Origin of the sequence: Sphaerimonospora sp. CA-214678, from assembly GCF_050942215.1 — a bacterium.
GTDB lineage: Bacteria > Actinomycetota > Actinomycetes > Streptosporangiales > Streptosporangiaceae > Sphaerimonospora.
Genome location: NZ_CP192056.1, coordinates 2,981,934 through 2,999,244 on the forward strand (window position 1 = coordinate 2,981,934; position 17,311 = coordinate 2,999,244).

At 69.2% G+C, this 17,311-nt stretch carries 17 protein-coding genes and 1 riboswitch; of the genes, 1 reads left to right on the forward strand and 16 read right to left on the reverse strand.

What is annotated here, in order from left to right:
- Positions 1-116: 116 nt before the first annotated feature.
- The 4 genes from thiC to ACQP1K_RS13435 all read right to left on the reverse strand — a co-directional run bounded on the left by thiC (position 117) and on the right by ACQP1K_RS13435 (position 4,089).
- A complete protein-coding gene (thiC, locus tag ACQP1K_RS13420; protein WP_433501218.1) occupies positions 117-1,766 on the reverse strand; it encodes a phosphomethylpyrimidine synthase ThiC in 1,650 nt (549 codons plus the stop codon).
- Between the two features lie 28 nt (positions 1,767-1,794).
- A riboswitch (TPP riboswitch) is annotated at positions 1,795-1,910 on the reverse strand.
- Positions 1,911-2,039: 129 nt separating this feature from the next.
- The gene (locus tag ACQP1K_RS13425) at positions 2,040-2,858 is read right to left on the reverse strand and encodes an ion transporter (RefSeq protein ID WP_433501219.1); all 819 of its coding nucleotides are present in this window, start codon (positions 2,856-2,858) and stop codon (positions 2,040-2,042) included.
- A 121-nt stretch (positions 2,859-2,979) separates the two neighbouring features.
- The gene (locus ACQP1K_RS13430) at positions 2,980-3,114 is read right to left on the reverse strand and encodes a hypothetical protein (protein WP_433501220.1); all 135 of its coding nucleotides are present in this window, start codon (positions 3,112-3,114) and stop codon (positions 2,980-2,982) included.
- A gap of 30 nt (positions 3,115-3,144) precedes the next feature.
- Positions 3,145-4,089 (reverse strand): zinc-binding dehydrogenase, encoded by a 945-nt coding sequence (locus ACQP1K_RS13435; protein ID WP_433501221.1) that lies wholly within the window; start codon positions 4,087-4,089, stop codon positions 3,145-3,147.
- 91 nt (positions 4,090-4,180) lie between these two features.
- On the opposite strand from ACQP1K_RS13435, the gene ACQP1K_RS13440 reads away from it, so the two are divergent.
- Positions 4,181-4,849 carry a TetR/AcrR family transcriptional regulator gene (locus ACQP1K_RS13440; RefSeq protein ID WP_433501222.1) on the forward strand — a complete coding sequence of 223 codons (669 nt, stop codon included), beginning with the start codon at positions 4,181-4,183 and terminating at the stop codon, positions 4,847-4,849.
- Between the two features lie 121 nt (positions 4,850-4,970).
- Here ACQP1K_RS13440 and ACQP1K_RS13445 read toward each other — a convergent pair whose 3' ends face one another.
- From ACQP1K_RS13445 to ACQP1K_RS13500, 12 genes are all read right to left on the reverse strand, one after another.
- Positions 4,971-5,843, reverse strand: coding sequence for a cytochrome c biogenesis CcdA family protein (locus tag ACQP1K_RS13445; RefSeq protein WP_433501223.1), 873 nt, complete (start codon positions 5,841-5,843; stop codon positions 4,971-4,973).
- Positions 5,840-6,628: a DsbA family protein gene (locus ACQP1K_RS13450; RefSeq protein WP_433501224.1), complete on the reverse strand. Its 789-nt coding sequence runs from the start codon at positions 6,626-6,628 to the stop codon at positions 5,840-5,842. The genes ACQP1K_RS13445 and ACQP1K_RS13450 overlap by 4 nt, the downstream gene beginning before the upstream one ends.
- A 225-nt stretch (positions 6,629-6,853) precedes the next feature.
- On the reverse strand, positions 6,854-7,300 hold the full coding sequence (locus ACQP1K_RS13455; protein WP_433501225.1) for a hypothetical protein: 447 nt from the start codon (positions 7,298-7,300) through the stop codon (positions 6,854-6,856).
- Between the two features lie 100 nt (positions 7,301-7,400).
- Entirely contained in the window at positions 7,401-8,030 is a 630-nt protein-coding gene (locus ACQP1K_RS13460) for a GNAT family N-acetyltransferase (protein ID WP_433501226.1), read from the reverse strand.
- Between the two features lie 50 nt (positions 8,031-8,080).
- Entirely contained in the window at positions 8,081-8,455 is a 375-nt protein-coding gene (locus ACQP1K_RS13465) for a class I SAM-dependent methyltransferase (protein WP_433501227.1), read from the reverse strand.
- Between the two features lie 261 nt (positions 8,456-8,716).
- Complete coding sequence (locus ACQP1K_RS13470) at positions 8,717-9,697, reverse strand: pirin family protein (protein ID WP_433501228.1); 981 nt, start codon at positions 9,695-9,697, stop codon at positions 8,717-8,719.
- 383 nt (positions 9,698-10,080) lie between these two features.
- Positions 10,081-11,316, reverse strand: a complete 1,236-nt coding sequence (locus ACQP1K_RS13475; RefSeq protein WP_433501229.1) for an iron-containing alcohol dehydrogenase — start codon at positions 11,314-11,316, stop codon at positions 10,081-10,083.
- 273 nt (positions 11,317-11,589) lie between these two features.
- Positions 11,590-13,050, reverse strand: a complete 1,461-nt coding sequence (locus tag ACQP1K_RS13480; RefSeq protein ID WP_433501552.1) for an NAD-dependent succinate-semialdehyde dehydrogenase — start codon at positions 13,048-13,050, stop codon at positions 11,590-11,592.
- A 263-nt stretch (positions 13,051-13,313) separates the two neighbouring features.
- Positions 13,314-14,390, reverse strand: coding sequence for an ABC transporter ATP-binding protein (locus ACQP1K_RS13485; protein ID WP_433501230.1), 1,077 nt, complete (start codon positions 14,388-14,390; stop codon positions 13,314-13,316).
- On the reverse strand, positions 14,390-15,457 hold the full coding sequence (locus ACQP1K_RS13490; protein WP_433501231.1) for an ABC transporter ATP-binding protein: 1,068 nt from the start codon (positions 15,455-15,457) through the stop codon (positions 14,390-14,392). The genes ACQP1K_RS13485 and ACQP1K_RS13490 overlap by 1 nt, the downstream gene beginning before the upstream one ends.
- Complete coding sequence (locus ACQP1K_RS13495; RefSeq protein ID WP_433501232.1) at positions 15,457-16,368, reverse strand: carbohydrate ABC transporter permease; 912 nt, start codon at positions 16,366-16,368, stop codon at positions 15,457-15,459. Before ACQP1K_RS13495 ends, ACQP1K_RS13490 begins: the two co-directional genes overlap by 1 nt.
- Complete coding sequence (locus ACQP1K_RS13500; RefSeq protein WP_433501233.1) at positions 16,368-17,234, reverse strand: carbohydrate ABC transporter permease; 867 nt, start codon at positions 17,232-17,234, stop codon at positions 16,368-16,370. The genes ACQP1K_RS13495 and ACQP1K_RS13500 overlap by 1 nt, the downstream gene beginning before the upstream one ends.
- Positions 17,235-17,311 lie beyond the last annotated feature (77 nt).

The following is a 17,311-nucleotide window of genomic DNA, read 5'->3' on the forward strand; positions in this document are numbered from 1 at the left end:
TCACCTCCTCGGGACGATCACTTGCGAGGCGTAAACGCTATCAGAGGCGATCACGGCCCCCGGCGACCGGCCCGTCGTACGGCTCCGTACGACGGGCGACGGCGACGGCTGCCGGTTCAGGGAAGATCGGCGATCGGGACGTACACGGCGCCGCCCTGGTCGCGGAACTGGGCGGATTTCTCTGACATCCCCGCCGTGAACGCCTCCGACTCCGTCAGCCCCCGCTCGGCGGCGAACCGCCGCAGGTCATGGCTGATCTTCATGGAGCAGAACTTCGGGCCGCACATGGAGCAGAAGTGCGCGGTCTTGGCGGGCGCCGCCGGGAGCGTCTCGTCGTGGAACGACCGGGCGGTGCCGGGGTCGAGCGACAGGTCGAACTGGTCCTCCCAGCGGAACTCGAACCTCGCCTCCGACAGCGCGTCGTCCCACTCCTGGGCAAGCGGATGCCCCTTGGCCAGGTCGGCGGCGTGCGCCGCGATCTTGTAGGTGATCACACCGGTCTTCACGTCGTCCCTGTCGGGCAGGCCGAGGTGCTCCTTGGGGGTGACGTAGCACAGCATGGCCGTGCCGTACCAGCCGATCATGGCGGCGCCGATGCCGGAGGTGATGTGGTCGTAGCCGGGGGCGATGTCGGTGACCAACGGCCCGAGCGTGTAGAACGGGGCGTCGTCGCACAGCTCGCGCTGCAGCTCCACATTCCGCTTGATCTTGTGCATCGGCACGTGTCCAGGACCCTCGATCATCACCTGCACGCCGTGCTCGCGGGCGATCCCGGTCAGTTCGCCCAGCGTGCGCAGCTCGGCGAACTGGGCCTCGTCGTTGGCGTCGGCGATCGAGCCCGGCCGCAGTCCGTCGCCGAGGGAGAACGCCACGTCGTAGGCGGCGAGGATCTCGCACATGTCCGCGAAGTGCTCGTACAGGAAGCTCTCCCGGTGATGTGCCAGGCACCACGCCGCCATGATCGACCCGCCGCGTGAGACGATGCCGGTCTTGCGGCGGACGGTCAGCGGCACGTACGCCAGGCGGACCCCGGCGTGCACCGTCATGTAGTCGACGCCCTGCTCGCACTGCTCGATCAGGGTCTCGCGGTACACCTCCCACGACAGGTCGGCGGCCACCCCGCCCACCTTCTCCAGCGCCTGGTAGACGGGTACGGTCCCGATCGGCACGGGGGAGTTGCGGATGATCCACTCGCGGGTGGTGTGGATGTCCCGGCCGGTGGACAGGTCCATGACCGTGTCGGCGCCCCACCGGGTGGCCCAGGTCATCTTCTCCACCTCCTCCTCGACGGAGGAGGTGACCGCCGAGTTGCCGATGTTGGCGTTGATCTTCACGAGGAAGTCACGACCGATGATCATCGGTTCGCTCTCCGGATGATTGACGTTGGCCGGGATGATGGCCCGTCCCGCGGCCACCTTCTCCCGGACGAACTCGGGGCTCACCCCCTCCCTGACCGCGACGAACTCCATCTCCCGGGTGATCACGCCACGCCGGGCGTAGGCGAGCTGGGTCACCGGCGCGCCGGTCGCGCGCAGCGCCCGGCCCGTGCCGCCCGGGGCGACGTCGCCGCGTTCGCGGATCCACTCCTCGCGCAGCCTCGGCAGCCCCTGGCCGGGGTCCGTGGTGACGGCCGGGTCGGTGTACGGCCCGGAGGTGTCGTAGAGCCGTACCCGTTCGCCGTTGGACAGCAGGACCTCGCGCATCGGCACCCGGAGATCACCCACGTGGACCTTGGCGAAGCGGGGCCCGGAAGAAGGATGAGGCATGGTAGGACGGGGCTCGGAAAAACGCGCGTCGCTCATCTGCGCAACTCCCTTCGCCGGCATTACCCGGAGCAGGTTCTGGCGGTCGGCGGCTGATCGGTAGCCGTCCTCTCAGCCCGGTCACACCGGGCTCCCGCGTCGGACGGCGTCAACGTAACCCGGCCCCGCATGACGCGCAAGGGTGTGATCGCCTTACTCGAACGCCTTCGCCGGGATCGGGTCCTCGCGCCCGCCATCGGGGTGACGCGCCGCGCCGTGCCTGCCGGCGGCGGCCGGTCACTCCCTGCGCGCGTGGTCGGCGGGGTCCGGCAGGACCGCGGCCAGCCGGTCGATCTTCTCGTTGAGCGCCCGGATCTCCTTCATCACCGCGATGTGCTGCTCCAGCTCCAGAGCCTGGTCCTCCTCCCATCGGACGGCGTTGACCTCCTGCTCCATCGCGGAGACGATCACGCCGATGAGCAGGTTGAGTACGAAGAACGCCGAGACCACGATGAAGCCGGCGAAGAAGATCCAGGCCAGCGGCTCGGTGGCCATCACGTCCTCGGCGACCTGCGGCCAGTTCTCCACGGTGAGCACCGTGAACAGCGACCTGCCGAGGTTCCCGAAGTGCTGCGGCGCCGCCTCGCGGAAGAGCCGTTCGCCGATGACGGCGGCGACGTACAGCAACAGCAGCAGCAGGACCAGGATGGAGGCCAGCCCCGGAATCGCGGTGAACAGCGCCGAGACCACGCGGCGCATGTTGGGGACCACGGAGACCAGCCGCAGGACGCGCAGGAACCGGAACAGCCGCAGGATCGACATCGACTGCGAGGCCGGTATGAGCGCCGCCCCGACGACGATCAGGTCGAACCAGCTCCACGGGTCGCGGAAGAACGCCTTCCCCTTCGCGGAGATCCGCAGGATCATCTCCACCACGAAGATCGCTGTGATGGCATGGTCGATCAGGAAGAAGGCCGTCGAGTATCGGCCCGCCGGGTCGGCCGAGGACTCCAACCCGAGGGTGATCCCGTTCAGCGTGATGACGGCGATGACGGTACGTTGGAACGCCGGAGCGTCCACCACGGTGCGGAGCCGTTCACGAGAGAAAGCGGGCAAGCCGAAACTCCAGGGGGCGAGTTACCTTGATCGCCCGAAATCCTACGTTGCCGCTGCTGCGGGCGGTGACATCGGCCCGGACCGAAGATTACGCGACCACACCGGCCTACCCGCGGCGTCTTCATGTCGTTTTGCCGCCGGGCGGCAGCACGGTGCCCGCCCGGACGGCGACAGTGAGCGCGATCGTCTTCCCGTCGTGCAACGCCTCCCGCGGCCCGGTGCCGAGGCTGGACAGGGTGTAGAGCAGGGCGACCACCCCTGGCCGGCACCACCACGGCCCGGACGGTCACGGGATGAGAAGGGTCTTACCGGTGGTGGCGCGGGCCTCGATCGCGCGGTGCGCGTCAGCGGCCCTGGCCAACGGATAAGTCTGGCCGATGACCGGGCGCAACCGGCCGGCCACCGCATGGCCCAGGGCCTCCTGCGCCGCGGCCCGGATCTCCGCGGCGCCGAGTGCCGTACCGGGGACGACGCGCACCCGGTCATCGGGTTCGGTCCACGAGCCGGAGGCCATGCCGTAGATCACGGCCCGCCCCCCGGTGCGTAAGGCCGCCAGGCCCTGAGCGCCGATCCGCCCGCCGACGCCGTCGAACACTAGATCGACGCCCTCGCCTCCGGTCGTCTCGGCCACCGTGCGTTCCCAGCCGGGAAGGGAGTAGTCGACGTAGGCCGCGGCGCCCAGCGAGGCGACCAGTTCGCCCTTGTCGGGGCCGCGTGCCGCGCCGATCACCTCAGCGCCGGACGCGGTGGCCAGCTGGACCAGCAGGCTGCCCACCCCGCCGGCCGCCGCCTCGACGAGCACCCACTCGCCGGGCTCGATCCGCGCCCGCCGGTGCTGCAGGACCGCCGTACGGCCATCGGCCAGCAGCGCCACCGCGTCACGCAACGAGAGGCCCGCCGGGAGCGCGATGGCCTCCCGGGCGTCTGCCACGGCGAGCTCGGCGTAGCCCCCGGTGCCGCCGGTCGTGCTCACCACCGTCGCACCGGCGAGCCCGGGGTCAACGCCCGAGCCGACGGCGACGACGCGCCCGCCCACGCCGTTGCCGGGAATCCGCGGCAGCGGCGGCCGCCCCCAGGGGCCGCTCCCGGCCCTGACCTGTGTCTCGACGAACGTGATACCGGCGTACTCGACCGCCACCAGCACCTGGCCCGGCCCCGGCTCCGGATCTTCGACCTCCCGGACCCGCAGCACCTCCGGCCCCCCGAACCGCTCCATCACCACAGCGCGCATGGTCGCCCCCTTCCAATCGGAGTGAATTACTCCGTTTTTGGGCACCCTATAACGGAGCGATCAGCTCCGCAATCGGGATAGGATCCACGTCGTGACCCAGCCGCGCCGCGCACCCCGTCAGGCCGAGGCGGAACGCAACGACCGGGCGCTCCTGCGGGCCGCGCGGGAGGTGCTCGCCGCCGACGGCGCCCACGCCTCGGTGGCGGCGATCGCCGCCCGTGCCGGAGTCGGCATCGGCAGCCTCTACCGCCGGTACCGCACCAAGGAGGAGCTCTTCCAGCGGCTGGCCGAGCTGTCCCTCGACAGCTGGAACGAAGCGGCCGAGCGTGGACTGGCCGCAGAAGACCCATGGGAAGGGCTGGCGGGCTTCATCACCGCCTGCATCGAGTTCGGTCAGGGCTCGCTCGCCCCGATCGCCGGGACGATCGAGGTGACCGAGCGGATGCAGGCCAAGAACGACCGCTCCGACGAACTCCTGGCCGCGCTTGTGGACCGCGCGCAGGCGGCCGGCACGCTCCGCCCGGATGTCACCCCCGTCGACATCTCGCTGCTGATCGAGCAGCTCGGCAGGTCGCCCGTGCTCGACCAGATGCGCAAGCAGGGGCACGAGGAGCTGATCGAAGCCGCTGTGCAAGCACGGGAACGCATCGTCGCCATCGCCCTGGACGGTCTGCGCGCCGTCCACACCCGGCCGCTGCCCGGCGACCCGCCCAGCGACCGGCTCTTCACCGAACGCTGGGCGCTTCCGGCCGAGCGGTGAGCCCGCCGCGTCCAGTCCGCGTTGACGAGCCTCTCCGCGGCCCTCCGACGGGGATAACGACAGGTCCCCGCGTCAGCCGGGGCTGAGGACCGGCGCGGGTCGGCCGGCCGGGGGAGGAGACTCACCGTGAGGATTTCTCGCCCGGCTCTGTCACCTCGTCCGTCCCGCCCGATGAGGGGGCGGAGCGGCGGAAGCGGATCACCAGGATCACCGCGCCGATGACGGCGGCGGCGAGCAGGAGGACCGCCGCGTCGGAGACGCCGGAGGAGATCCGGCTCACCCACTGCTCGGCGGCGTACTCGGCGTCCACCCCCAGGAGCCCGGGAAGCGCCGAGGCCCCGTCGAAGAGCAGGAACAGCACTCCGAGGACGATGAAGAACACCCCGGACAGCAGCGAGTTGGTGTGCAGGTGCAGCCGCCCCAGGCGGAAGCCCCGACCCCGGAGCCAGCGCCTGCCTCCCAGGTCGAACCGGTCCCACATCAACGCGAGCAGGAACATCGGGAAGGCCATCCCGAGTGCGTAGACGGCCAGCAGAGCGCCGCCGTACACCGGGTCGCCGCCGATCGCGGACACGGCCAGCACGCTGCCGAGGACCGGCCCGGCGCAGAACCCGGCCAGGCCGTACACCGTGCCGAGCACGTAGACAGACCCCGCCGAGCCCGGCCGGATGCCGGCCGCCTTCTCCTGCATGCGGCGCGAGGCGAAGCCGAGCCCCAGCACCTGGGCGACGCCCAGGGCGATGACCGTCCAGCCGCCGACGGCCACGAGCAGGTCGCGATGGCCGTAGAACAGCCGCCCGGCCAGCGACCCGGCCGCGCCGAGGGGCACCAGGGTGGTGCACAACCCGGCATAGAAGAGCAGCGTACGGCCGAGCAGCCGCGCCGGGGTGCCGAAGGCGTAGGCGAAGAAGGCGGGCAGCAGGAGGGCGCTGCACGGGCTGAGCAGCGCGAGCAGCCCGCCGAGGAAGGCCGCGAGATACCCGACGTCGGTCATGTCCCTGCGGCCTCCGGCGACGACGTCACCGCGGGCTTACCGGCGGTCGCTCTGGCCTGCTCGATGGCGGCCTCGAAGACCTCCAGCGGCTGCGTGCCCAAGATGGGCTGCGTGTTGACCAGGAACGCGGGGGTGCTGGTCACCCCGAGAGCGTATCCCTCCTGGCTGTCGCGGTCGATGGAGTCCTTGGCCGCCTCGCTCTCCATGTCGGCGCGGAAACGGTCGAGATCGGGCACGCCCGCCTCGCGGGCCATCTTCTCCAGCTCGCCGGGGGCGAAGTCGCCGCTGTTGGGCTTGCGCTCCTTCGCGAAGGCGATGCCGTAGAACTCCCAGAACCTGCCCTGCTGGGCGGCGGCGTATCCGGCACGGGCGGCGGCCGTCGATTCCTCACCGAAGATCGGGAAGCTGCGCCATTCGATGCGCAGGGTGCCGTCCTGCACGTACTTCATCAACTGCGGGTGGATGTCGCGGGCGAACTTTCCGCAGTACGCGCACTGGAAGTCGGCGTACTCGATCATGACGACGGGCGCGTCCGCACGTCCCGCGGCGCTGCCGTCGTCGGCGTCACGCCGGGCCAAGGCGAGCAACGCGCTTTCCAGCTCCGGCGGCATCTGCGCCTGAGCACCGTCGGTGGCCGATGTGGAAGGGGTGGCGACCGGCGCGCCCGAGGGACCGCCGGGGGTCGCGGTGAGCGAGGCGAGGCCGAGGATCACGACGACGAAGAGGACGAGCACGGCGGCGACGGTCCCGCGGGTTCGGCCGCCGCCGGAAGTGGTGCTGGACACGGGATGCTCCTGATGAGACGAGAGGAAAGCTGTGGATCGGTCGCCGTTCACTCCTGACCGGGGCCGGTGGTGAACGGCGTCGGTACGGCGGGTGGCGCCGGCCATGCCGGGCAGTCCCCCCTTAGCCGGACGGGTGGCGGACCTCCGGGCGGGCGCCGTCCCGGATCCGCGGCGCGACCGGTGCCGGACGCCCCGCCGTGAGCGCCTCACCCGGCACGGACATGTCTAGATTCGCAGGACGGACAGGAAGATCGGCGCGGGGGCTCGAGAAGCCGGTCCGGCGCACCCGGTCCCATGCCTGTCCGCCGGAAGCCGGCCGGTGGCCTGCGGCCTGGCGATGTTCAGGAATCCGGTCCCGTACGAGTCGGTCCGCAGCGACGGTGATCCCTCGGTCGCGCTCGGCTTGTTCGAGCAGCCACGGCCCGGACTGTGATCGACGGCGTCGTCCGCTGTGGCGTGCGCCACGAGGAGGCCGGCCGCGTCAGGCGATTTCTGGGCGGTCACGGCAACGGGCGGCGCGACCTGCCCGCCGGGCCAGGCGGTGACGCTCACCATGGAGATCAGCCCGCAGGCGAAGGAAGCGAAGACGAGCAGTACGAGCACCGATGCCGGCATGGAGAGCCTCGGCACCGCAGGCGTCGGCACCATCCGGGCGGTGCGGCTGCGGTGCATGGAAAGGCGTCCCTCCGTGGCGACATGCGACATCAGCCACCCTATGAGAGGGGGCGCCGGCGCGGCAAAAGAGCACTCTCCGAGCATGGTGACGGTGGGATCAGCGGTGAGGCAGGGTGGGGTGAGGGTCCCAGAGGCCGTCGCCGGCCATGTTCGCGGTGATGGCCCATCGTTCGTGGTCGCACCAGGCACCGTCGATGAACAACAACTCCGGCGAGTAGCCCTCGTAACGGAATCCGAGGCGCCGGACCATCTTGATGGAGGCGTGATTGTCCGGCTGGATCTGCGCTTCCAGCCGGTGTAGCCGCAGCCGCTGGAACGCGTACCGCAGCACCAGCGCGAGACCTTCGGACATGTACCCGCGGCCCGCCGAGGGAGCGAAGGCGGCGTACCCGAGGGAAGCGGACTGCAGACGCCCCCGAATGATGGAATTGATGTTGACGGTGCCCGCTATCGTCCCGTTCTCCCGTACACAGATCAGCAGGCCCTGGCCGGTCACGTGGTCGAACCTGTCGATGTAGGACCGGAACTCCTCCGGTGTGGCGGGCAGCGACATCCACGGATGGTGCAGGTCGGCACTGGCGCGGACCAGGTCGAGGAATTCGCCCTGGTCTCTGCGGGTGAGCGGGCGCAGGGTCACGCGAGACGACCCCGCGTGACCACCGGCCAGGAACACCTCGAGTTCCGCAGCGGTCCGGGCGCTCGCTCCGGCCCCGTCGCCTTGGATCATGGGCGGAACACTATCGGGCGTCGCCCTCCCGGCCCGCCTTCCACTCTCGGTCAGGGACGCCTGCGTGCCCGCAGGACGGCATCGTGAAGGGTGATCTCGTGGCCGCGCGTCCAGGCGGTCAGATCGGCCTGGACCCAGTCGATCCGGTTCATGCCGATCCGGTTCATGACGTCGTCACCGAGGGCTTCGGCCTGCTCCCGGGCACGGCGCAGCGCGGTGGAGGCGATGTCCGCCGCCGTCACGTGCCAGCCGCGTGCGGCGAGCCAGATCGCCTCGGCCCCCTCACCGCAGCCCGCGTCGAGTGCCCTGCCCGGCCGCAGATCTCCGGCCTCCGCCACCAGCTGCGGGTTGGGCGGTCTCTCGTGGACGGCCGTGTGGCTGCGGTAACGCTCCTCCCAGTACGCCTCGTCGAATTCCACCGACATGACGGTTCTTCTCCCCTCCGTGGCCGGACACCTCACTGGAACCATGCATCCCAGCCGCCTCGATGGCAACTTCTATTGCCGATCCGGCAAAACGGCTTACATGGCTGAGGCCTCGGACATCGGTGTGCCGCTCACGCATGCGGCCCCGTGGCCGGCGAATCCGTCATGGCCGTGAGACCGTCCCGCGCGCCGGGCGGCCCGCGGTGTGGCAGGACCCGAGGCCGCCGCCGATCGGGGCGATGGCCACGGTGAATTGCGCCATCAGCCGCGGGAGTGCCGGCGCGGCTGGAGCCGGGCGTTCGGCAGGACGGGTGCGGGCAGACGAGATGTCCGCCCGGCGTACCCGCGCACCTCGCCGAACCGGTCGGAGCCTTCCTCCCACGCTTGCCGGAACTCGACGATCTCCTCGTGGTCGCGCCCCACGAAGTTCCACCACATCACGATCTCCTCGGCGAACGGCTCGCCGCCCAGCAGGAGCAGCCGGGCCGGCCGATCACCGGTGTTGTGCAGCACGAGAGTCGACGCCCCCGCCGCCAGATAGCCCAGATCGCGGTGGGCCAGCTCCGTGTCTCGGACGCACACGGTTCCGGTGTCGACCAGGATCCCATGCTCGAAGCGAGGATCCACCTCCAGCTCCGCCCGGCCTCCGGGCCGGAGGGTGAGCTCGGCCCCCAGCAAGGGCGTGAAGGTCGCAACGGGGGACGCCTGCCCGGCCAGCGATCCGAGGAAGACCCGCATCAGGTACCCGTCCGCCTGGACGGGGTCGGGAACGTAGTGCCGGAAATCCCGTGCCGCGTCCCGTGCGGCGTCCGGCAGCGCCACCCACAGCTGGACACCGTGCAGGGTCGTGACCGAGGGAAGGGAGACCTCGGAATGGGCGATCCCGTGACCCGCGGTCATCAGGTTCAGCTCGCCCGGCCGTACCCGGGCGTGCACGCCCAGGCTGTCGCGATGCTCGATCTCCCCGGCGAACAGCCAGCTGACCGTCTGCAGACCGGTGTGCGGATGGGGTGGCACGTCCATGCCGCCCGTGCGGACCACGTCGTCCGGGCCGTAATGGTCGGCGAAGCACCACGCCCCGATCAGTGATCGGCGCCGCTGCGGCAGGGTCCGGTGGACGTTCATCGCCCGGGGCCCGCCCAGGGGGACCCGCCGCGGTGTCAGGACCTCGACGCCGTCTTCGCCCGCGGGGGTGCCGGCCCGGCAGCGCACCTCGGCCGGTACGGATTCCACGTTGCTCATGGGGGACGCGCTCCAGGGGGACTCGTGCCGGATCGGATGCGCCGGATCGGTCGGCGGCCTCAACCATAACCCGGCTATCCCGTGACCAGATTGACAGGACGGGTCCCGGCCGCTGTTGATGCCGACCTCCACCGGCGTCCTCGCCTCCGGGGCAGATGCGATCACGATTCGGTCGTTCACTCGCGTTGATCTATCCGCAGCGGAATGATGACGTTATGTCACCGCGTGGAGCGAGGTGGGGTTGTGGCTGTTGTGGCCGTGGCCGGCCTGGTGGGCGCGCAGCCGTGCGCCAGGCCTGGAAATGGGCGGCTCCCATTCAGACGCAGCCGACGATTCCGATACCCAGGGTGGGGCAGGGAACTCGTCATGTGAAAGGCCCGTCACTATCTCTGCTCCGGAGTCAGGACGTGTCGGGTCCGGTCCCCGATCCAGGCCGCTTCGAGGATCGCGGTCAGGCTGGCGGTGTCGGTCGGGCCTGGATGGTTCTGGATCAAGCGGGTGACGCTACTGGCCATCTCCGCGAAGCGTGGGAGGTCGGCACGTGCCACGCCGATGTCCGCCAAGGTGGCAGGGATGCCGATGTCGGCAAGGAGGCCGTCGAGCCAGGTGAGGAACGCATCTGCGGCCTCGGCGTCCGAGGCGTCGGTCACGTCGAGCCCGCACACCCCGGCGAGGATGGCCAGCCGGTCGCCGATGGCATCCCTGGCCGCATCCAGCGCGTAGGGCAGCAGCAGCCCGACGCCCAGGCCGTGCGGCGTGTGGGTGGCGGCGCCGATGGGGTACTGGAGGGCGTGCGGAGCCGCGGTGCCCGCGTGGGAAAATGCGAGCCCGGCTAGCATGGACCCATAGGACATGTCCGCGCGCGCGTCCTTGTCGCCTCCGTCCCTGACGGCATGGGGCAAGCTGCGGGCGATTCGCTTCGCGGCCAGGAGCGCGTAGTAATCGGTGATCGGGTTGCGGCCGAGGAAAACCTGCTCCACCGGGTCGCGCGGTCCGTGAGCCCGGGGTCGCGCGGTGTAGCTCTCCACCGCGTGACAAAACGCGTCGATGCCGGAGTGGGCAGTGACGGCTGCAGGGCAGGTGTAGGTGAGCTCGGGGTCGACGATGGCGAAGTCGGGCACGATGTGGACGCTGGAGACCCCCACCTTCAGCTCGCGGTCCGGGTCGGTCAACACCGAGACGGGCGTGAGCTCGGAGCCGGTGCCTGACGTCGTCGGGACCGCGACGAGAGGAATCGTCGGTCCCGGCACCTTCGACTCGCCGTAGAAGTCGCGCGGCGTCCCACCGTGGCGCCGGATGACGCCGACGATTTTGGCGAGGTCGATCACCGTGCCACCCCCGATGGCGAGGATTACGTCGGCGTCCACCTCCGCGGCGACCGAGACGGCCAGGGCGACATCGGCGAGTGGTACGTCCGGAGTCGCTTCGGCAAACACCCCGACGACTGCGACCTTCTCCCGCACGGCGGCCACGATCTCGGCCACGCCCGGCTGCCCCACAAGAACCCGGTCGGTCACAATGAGGATCCGCGAGCCACACTCGGCCACCACTCGTGGGATGTTCTGCGCGACCCCTTCGCCCACTATCAGCTGGCGTGGTCCGCGGACGGTCTCAAGCATGTCAGTGCCTCTCTGGAACGTCGACGGTGATTTGCTGGGCGGACGTCCAGGTCACCTGCGAGACCGGGACGGCGTCGCCAAGGTTGGCTGCCGGGTGGCGCAGGCGCGCGCCGGACTCCCAGGCTCGGTCGTGCCCGGGCGCCCTCGGGTCCATCGCGATAAAGTGGATTCGTGCCGACCATGGCCCGGGTCCCGCCCTACGGGTGGAGCCGGTCAAATCATGTGTGGACAGGGCGCGGTGACCCTCGGCGGGAACCCGGAGCAGCAGGCCGGTCACGGTAGGTCGATCGCCGCGTAGGTGACGTCGAGGTACTCAAGGATGCCCTCGTGCGACCCCTCCCTGCCGATCCCGGACTGCTTCACGCCTCCGAACGGAGCTGACGGGTCCGAGATCAGACCACGGTTGATGCCGACCATCCCCGTCTCCAGCCCCTCGGCGAACCGGAGCGCCCGATGGAGGTCACGGGTGAAGACGTATCCGACCAGGCCGTGCTCGGTGTCGTTGGCCTTCGCCATTACCTCGTCGTCGGACGTGAACGAGATGATCGGCGCCACCGGGCCGAAAATCTCCGCCTCCAGCATCCGCGCGTCTTCGGGCACGTCGACGAGGACCGTAGGCGGGTAGAAGTGGCCCGGCCCATCCGGACGCTCACCGCCCACCAAGACACGGGCGCCGCGATCGACCGCGTCGGCGACGAGCTCGTCGATCTTGGTGACCGAGGCCTCGTCGATCAACGCCCCGACATCCACGCCGTCGTCGAGACCATGGCCCACCGAGAGCGCGCCCATCCGCTCGGCGAAGCGCGCCGTGAACTCCTCACGCACCGGCTCCTCGACGTAGATTCGGTTGGCCGCGATGCAGGACTCCCCGATGTTGCGCATCTTGGCCACCATGGCGCCGTCGAGCGCGACGTCCAGGTCGGCGTCGGCACACACGATCAAGGCCGCGTTGCCGCCAAGTTCCATGGAAGTACGCAGCACGTTGTCCGCCGCCTGTCGTAGCAGCACGCGCCCGACCTCGGTCGACCCGGTGAACGAAAGCTTGCGGGTCCGACGGTCGGCTAGCAGTGCTGAGACCACCTCGCCGGAACGCTTGGTTGTCACGACGTTGACGACGCCCGGGGGAACGCCGACCTCCTCCATGATGCGGGCCAGGAACAGCATGGTGAGTGGCGTCTGGCCTGCCGGCTTGGTGATCGTCGTGCAGCCCGCCGCCAGCGCAGGAGCGATCTTGCGGGCACCCATGGCCAACGGAAAGTTCCAGGGCGTCACGAAGACACACGGTCCGACCGGCTTCGGCACGGTGAGGATGCGATATCCACCAGCGGGAGCGATGTTGTAGCGACCCTCAACGCGCACCGCCTCCTCGGCGAACCAACGGAAGAACTCGGCGCCGTAGGCCACCTCTGCCCGAGCCTCGGCGAGCGGCTTGCCCATCTCGAGCGTTATCAGCCGGGCGACCTCCTCGGATCGCTCGGTCAGCGCCCGGTACGTCGCGGTCAACAACTCTGACCGTTTTCGCGGCGGGGTCGCCGCCCACTCCGCCATTGCCTTGCTCGCCACGTCCAGAGCGGCGAGCCCGTCAACGACGCCGGCGTCCGCCACCTCGGCGATGGTCGTGCCGGTGGCCGGATCCTCGACGACAAAGGTGGCTCCGCTGGCGGCGTCGCGCCAGGCGTCGCCAATCCGGAGCCGCCGGTGCTCAGGGGCCAGGACGTTCATCGGGTCGCTCATTGCGTCGCCTCCTGTGATGTTCTTGGTGATGTCCAGCGTGACCTCGGCGATCGCGCCACGCGCGGTGACGAACGGGACCTCGTCGAGGTCGAGGTTGCCGAGCGGGTCGAACGTGGCCCTGGCTGCAGGGCGACGCCCCGCGCCACCGATCGCCTTATCGGGCCATGGCTGCTTCAGCGTCGTCAGGCCGTGCTCACCGGTGACGGTCCGCCGAGGCTCGATTGCCATGTGCGGGCGCATGTTCACGTCGCCGCCCTGCGCGGTTACCTCCCGGCCTCGGACAACGCCAGCCCGGTGCCCGCATCGAACAGGTGCGCACGGTCCAGGTCGACCGTGATATGCAGCCGCTCGCCCGGTGTACCGGTGACGGTGGGTCGTGCCTTGACCTTGAGGATCTCCGTCCCCACTCGGACGTCGACCACCGTTCGGTCACCGAGCGGCTCAAGGCCGTAGAGCTCACCCGGCAACGACGCGTCCCCACGCTGCTCGATGGACAGGTCCTCCGCGCGCAGGCCCAGCACCAGCGGACGACCGTCCTCAGCCGTGGTCCAGCGGGGCCGCGGCAGCGTCCAGCCTTCCGCCCCGACCAGACGATCTTCCTCGGCGTGGCAGGCGAGCAGGCTGATCGGCGGGCTCCCGACGAAGCCTGCGACCCATTGGTTGGCTGGACGCTCGTACACCTCGGTCGGCGTTCCGACCTGTTGCACTTTCCCCTCCTTGAGGACCGCGACCTGGTCGGCCATGGACAGGGCCTCGACCTGGTCGTTGGTCACGTAGACGAAAGTCGCCCCGAGGCTCCGATGGATGCGGGTGAGCTCGGTGCGCATCTCGACGCGGAGCTTGAGGTCGAGGTTCGTCAGCGGCTCGTCCATAAGAAACGCGCGCGGGCGACGGACCAGCGCCCGGGCCAGGGCGACACGCTGCATCTCACCGCCTGACAACTGCGCGGGACGACGCTGCAGCAGACGTTCGATGTGCAGCAGGCTCGACATCCGCTCGACGGCAGCGGCGATCTCGCTCGAAGAACAGCGGCGTGCCCTCAGCGGCGAAGCGATGTTCTCGTACGCCGTGAGTCGCGGGTAGAGAGCGTAGCTCTGGAAGACCATGGCCAGGTCGCGTGCGGCCGGGGCGTCACCGGTCGCGTCCCTCCCGTCCAGATGCACCGACCCGGCGTCAAGCTTCTCAAGGCCGGCGATCGCTCGCAGGGTCGTCGTCTTGCCTGCCCCGGAGGGTCCGAGCACGACGAAGAACGAGCCGTCCGCCACGTCCAGCGTCACCCCGTCCAGGGCCTGGACTTTACCGAAGGACTTGCGCAGCCCTCGCACTGCCACGGTTCCCATCAGGCCACCAGCTCTTCCGTGCTCACGTCGTAGACCGGCGGGGGGCCGCCGGTGTGCCGCAGCCCAACCGGTGCGTCAGCAGCGAAACGGACAGTCGGTGGCATCCGAACCCGTACGTCGCGCTGGCCGCCGTGGTCAACCACGTAGATGATTTCGTCGCCTAGCCACTCCGCCGAGACCACGCGGGCCGGGACCGAACGTTCCGCCCCTGGTTCTGTGACTTCCAGAGCCTCTGGCCGGACGCCTGCGATCAGGGAACGGTCGCGCGGCAGGCCTGGCGGTGGCGTGAGGACCGGTCCGCTCTTACTGCGCAGCTTTCCGTCGGCCACCTCCACCTCAATCAGGTTCATCGGCGGGGAGCCGATGAACGCGGCGCAGAAAAGACTCGCCGGACGGTCGTAGACTTCCAGCGGCGTGCCGATCTGCTCGACGCGGCCCTTGTTGAGGATGGCGATTCTGTGACCGAGCGACATCGCCTCGACTTGGTCATGGGTGACGTAGACCATCGTCGTCCCCAGCTCCCCCTGCAGGTGCTTGATCTCCGTGCGCATGTCCGCCCTCAGCTCCGCGTCCAGATTGGTGAGAGGTTCGTCCATGAGGAATGCGCGCGGTCGTCGCACCAGGGCGCGAGCAAGCGCGACGCGCTGCTGCTCCCCGCCGGACAGCCGGTGCGGTCGCCGGTCCAGGAGCGGACCGAGCCGCATCAGCCGAGCGGCCTCGTCGACCCGCTCGCGCACCTCCGCCTTGGGCAGTCCCTCGGCCCGCAGTGGGAACGCCAGGTTGTCGCGGGTTCTCAGATGCGGGTAGAGAGCGTAGAACTGGAACACCATGGCGATGTCGCGCTCGGCGGGCGACAGGTCGTTGACCAGCGTGTCGCCGATGCGGATGTCGCCCGTCGTCTGCCTCTCCAGGCCGGCCATGGCCCGCAACGTGGTCGTCTTGCCGCAGCCCGAAGGGCCGAGCATCACGAACAGCTCGCCGTCGCTGATGGACAGGTCCACGTGATCAACCGCGACCGTCCCGTCCGGGTAACGCTTGTGCAGGGCGGTCACCTCGATGCCCGCCATCAGCGTCGCACCGCCCCGAGCGTCACACCGGCGACGAGGTGCTTGCGTACCAGGTAGGCGAAGACGAGCACCGGCAGGGCGAACACTACGGATGCGGCGGCCACGAGGCCCCAGTCCACAGTGGTTCCACCGATGAGGCCGGCGATGGCGGGTGGGGCCGTACGCACGGTGTCGCTGGAGGTAAGGAAGATGGCGAACACGAACTCGTTCCACGAGAAGATGAGTGCGAACACCGCCGTCGCGGCGATGCCGGGCAGGAGCAGGGGAAGGGTAAATCGCCAGAACGCCTGCAGGCGGGTGTAGCCGTCGAGCATGGCGGCATCCTCGTACTCTCCGGGCACCTCGTCGACGAACCCCTTCATCATCCAAATCGTGAACGGGACGTTGAACGCGGTGTAGATGAGGATCAGGCCGAGCTTGCTGTCGATGAGTCCGACTTGGCGGTACATGAGGAAGATTGGGATCACGACCACCACGGGCGGCATGAAGCGGGTGGACAGGATGAAGAACAGTTGGTCCTTCTTGGCCTTCACGGCGAAGCGTGAGTAGGCCCAGGCCGCCGGTACCCCCAGCGCGGTGGCCAGCACCGTGGAGACCCCGGCGACCACGATGGAGTTGAGGAACGCGACGGACAAGGCCGAGCGACCGCCGCCGGAGGCGAAGAATACGTCCTTGAAATGGTCCATAGTGACCGTGAAGCCGAAGAACTTGGCCGGGATGGCGTAGACGTCCCGGTTCTCCTTCATGGACGTCTCGATCATCCACAGCACCGGAAAGAGCATCACGACGGCCAGCACGGCCAGCAGCGCGATCTCCAGCATGGAGCGGCCCCGGCCGCTGAAGCGACGCGCGGGGGGCGTGTGATCCCGGGCAGGACCTGTGGACACGGCCTCGTTGACGGAGACGCCCATCAGTCCTCCTTGAGCTTGTTCAGGTAACGCAGGTAGAGCTGCGTGAGGACGATGACGACGAGGACCATGAGGATCCCGTACGCTGAGGCGGTTCCGGTGTTGAAGCCCAGGAACGCGACCTTGTAGACGTGGAACGACAACGTCTCGGTGGAGACCCCCGGACCTCCGCTGGTGAGGATGTAGACGAGGTCGAACAGCCGGAAGGCCTCGATGGCCCTGAACAACACAGCAATGAGGAGCAGCGGCCACACCAGTGGAAGAGTGATGGTGCGGAACCGGAACCACTCGGACGCCCGGTCGATCGCGGCGGCCTCGTACAAGTACTTGGGGACCGCGGTGAGGCCCGCAAGTGCGATGAGCATGATGAACGGCGTCCATTGCCAGGTGTCGACCACGATCAGGGAAATCAATGCCGTTTGCTGCCGGGTGAGCCACTCCACCTGCCCCAGGCCGAGCGAACCGAGCATGCTGTTGATCACGCCGAATTGCGCGTCGAGCATGAAACGCCAGAACAGCCCGACCACGACCGGTGACAGCATCATCGGAACCAGGAACAGAGTGGTCAGCAGTCCTCGCCCGTGCGTGCGCCGTGAGATCAGGTAGGCGATGGCGAAACCGAGCACGGTCTGCAGGGTGACCGCGCCGACCACGTAGATCAACGTCGTCAAGGCCCTCAGATGGACCTGCGCCGAAGTCAGGATGGCGGTGTAGTTCTCGAACCAGACGAAATGGGCCGACCCCCCGCGGGTGGCCGAGTAGTCGGTGAAAGACAGGTACAACGCCCACAGCAACGGGAACACCGACATTGCGAGCAACAGCAGCAACGCGGGGGAGATGAAGGCCACGGCGAGCCAGCGGTCGCTCAAGTGGCGGGACCGACCCCGTGCAGGCGGCGTCGCGGACGCCACCTGCACGGGGTGGTCGGTCGTCAGAGGGACGGGGT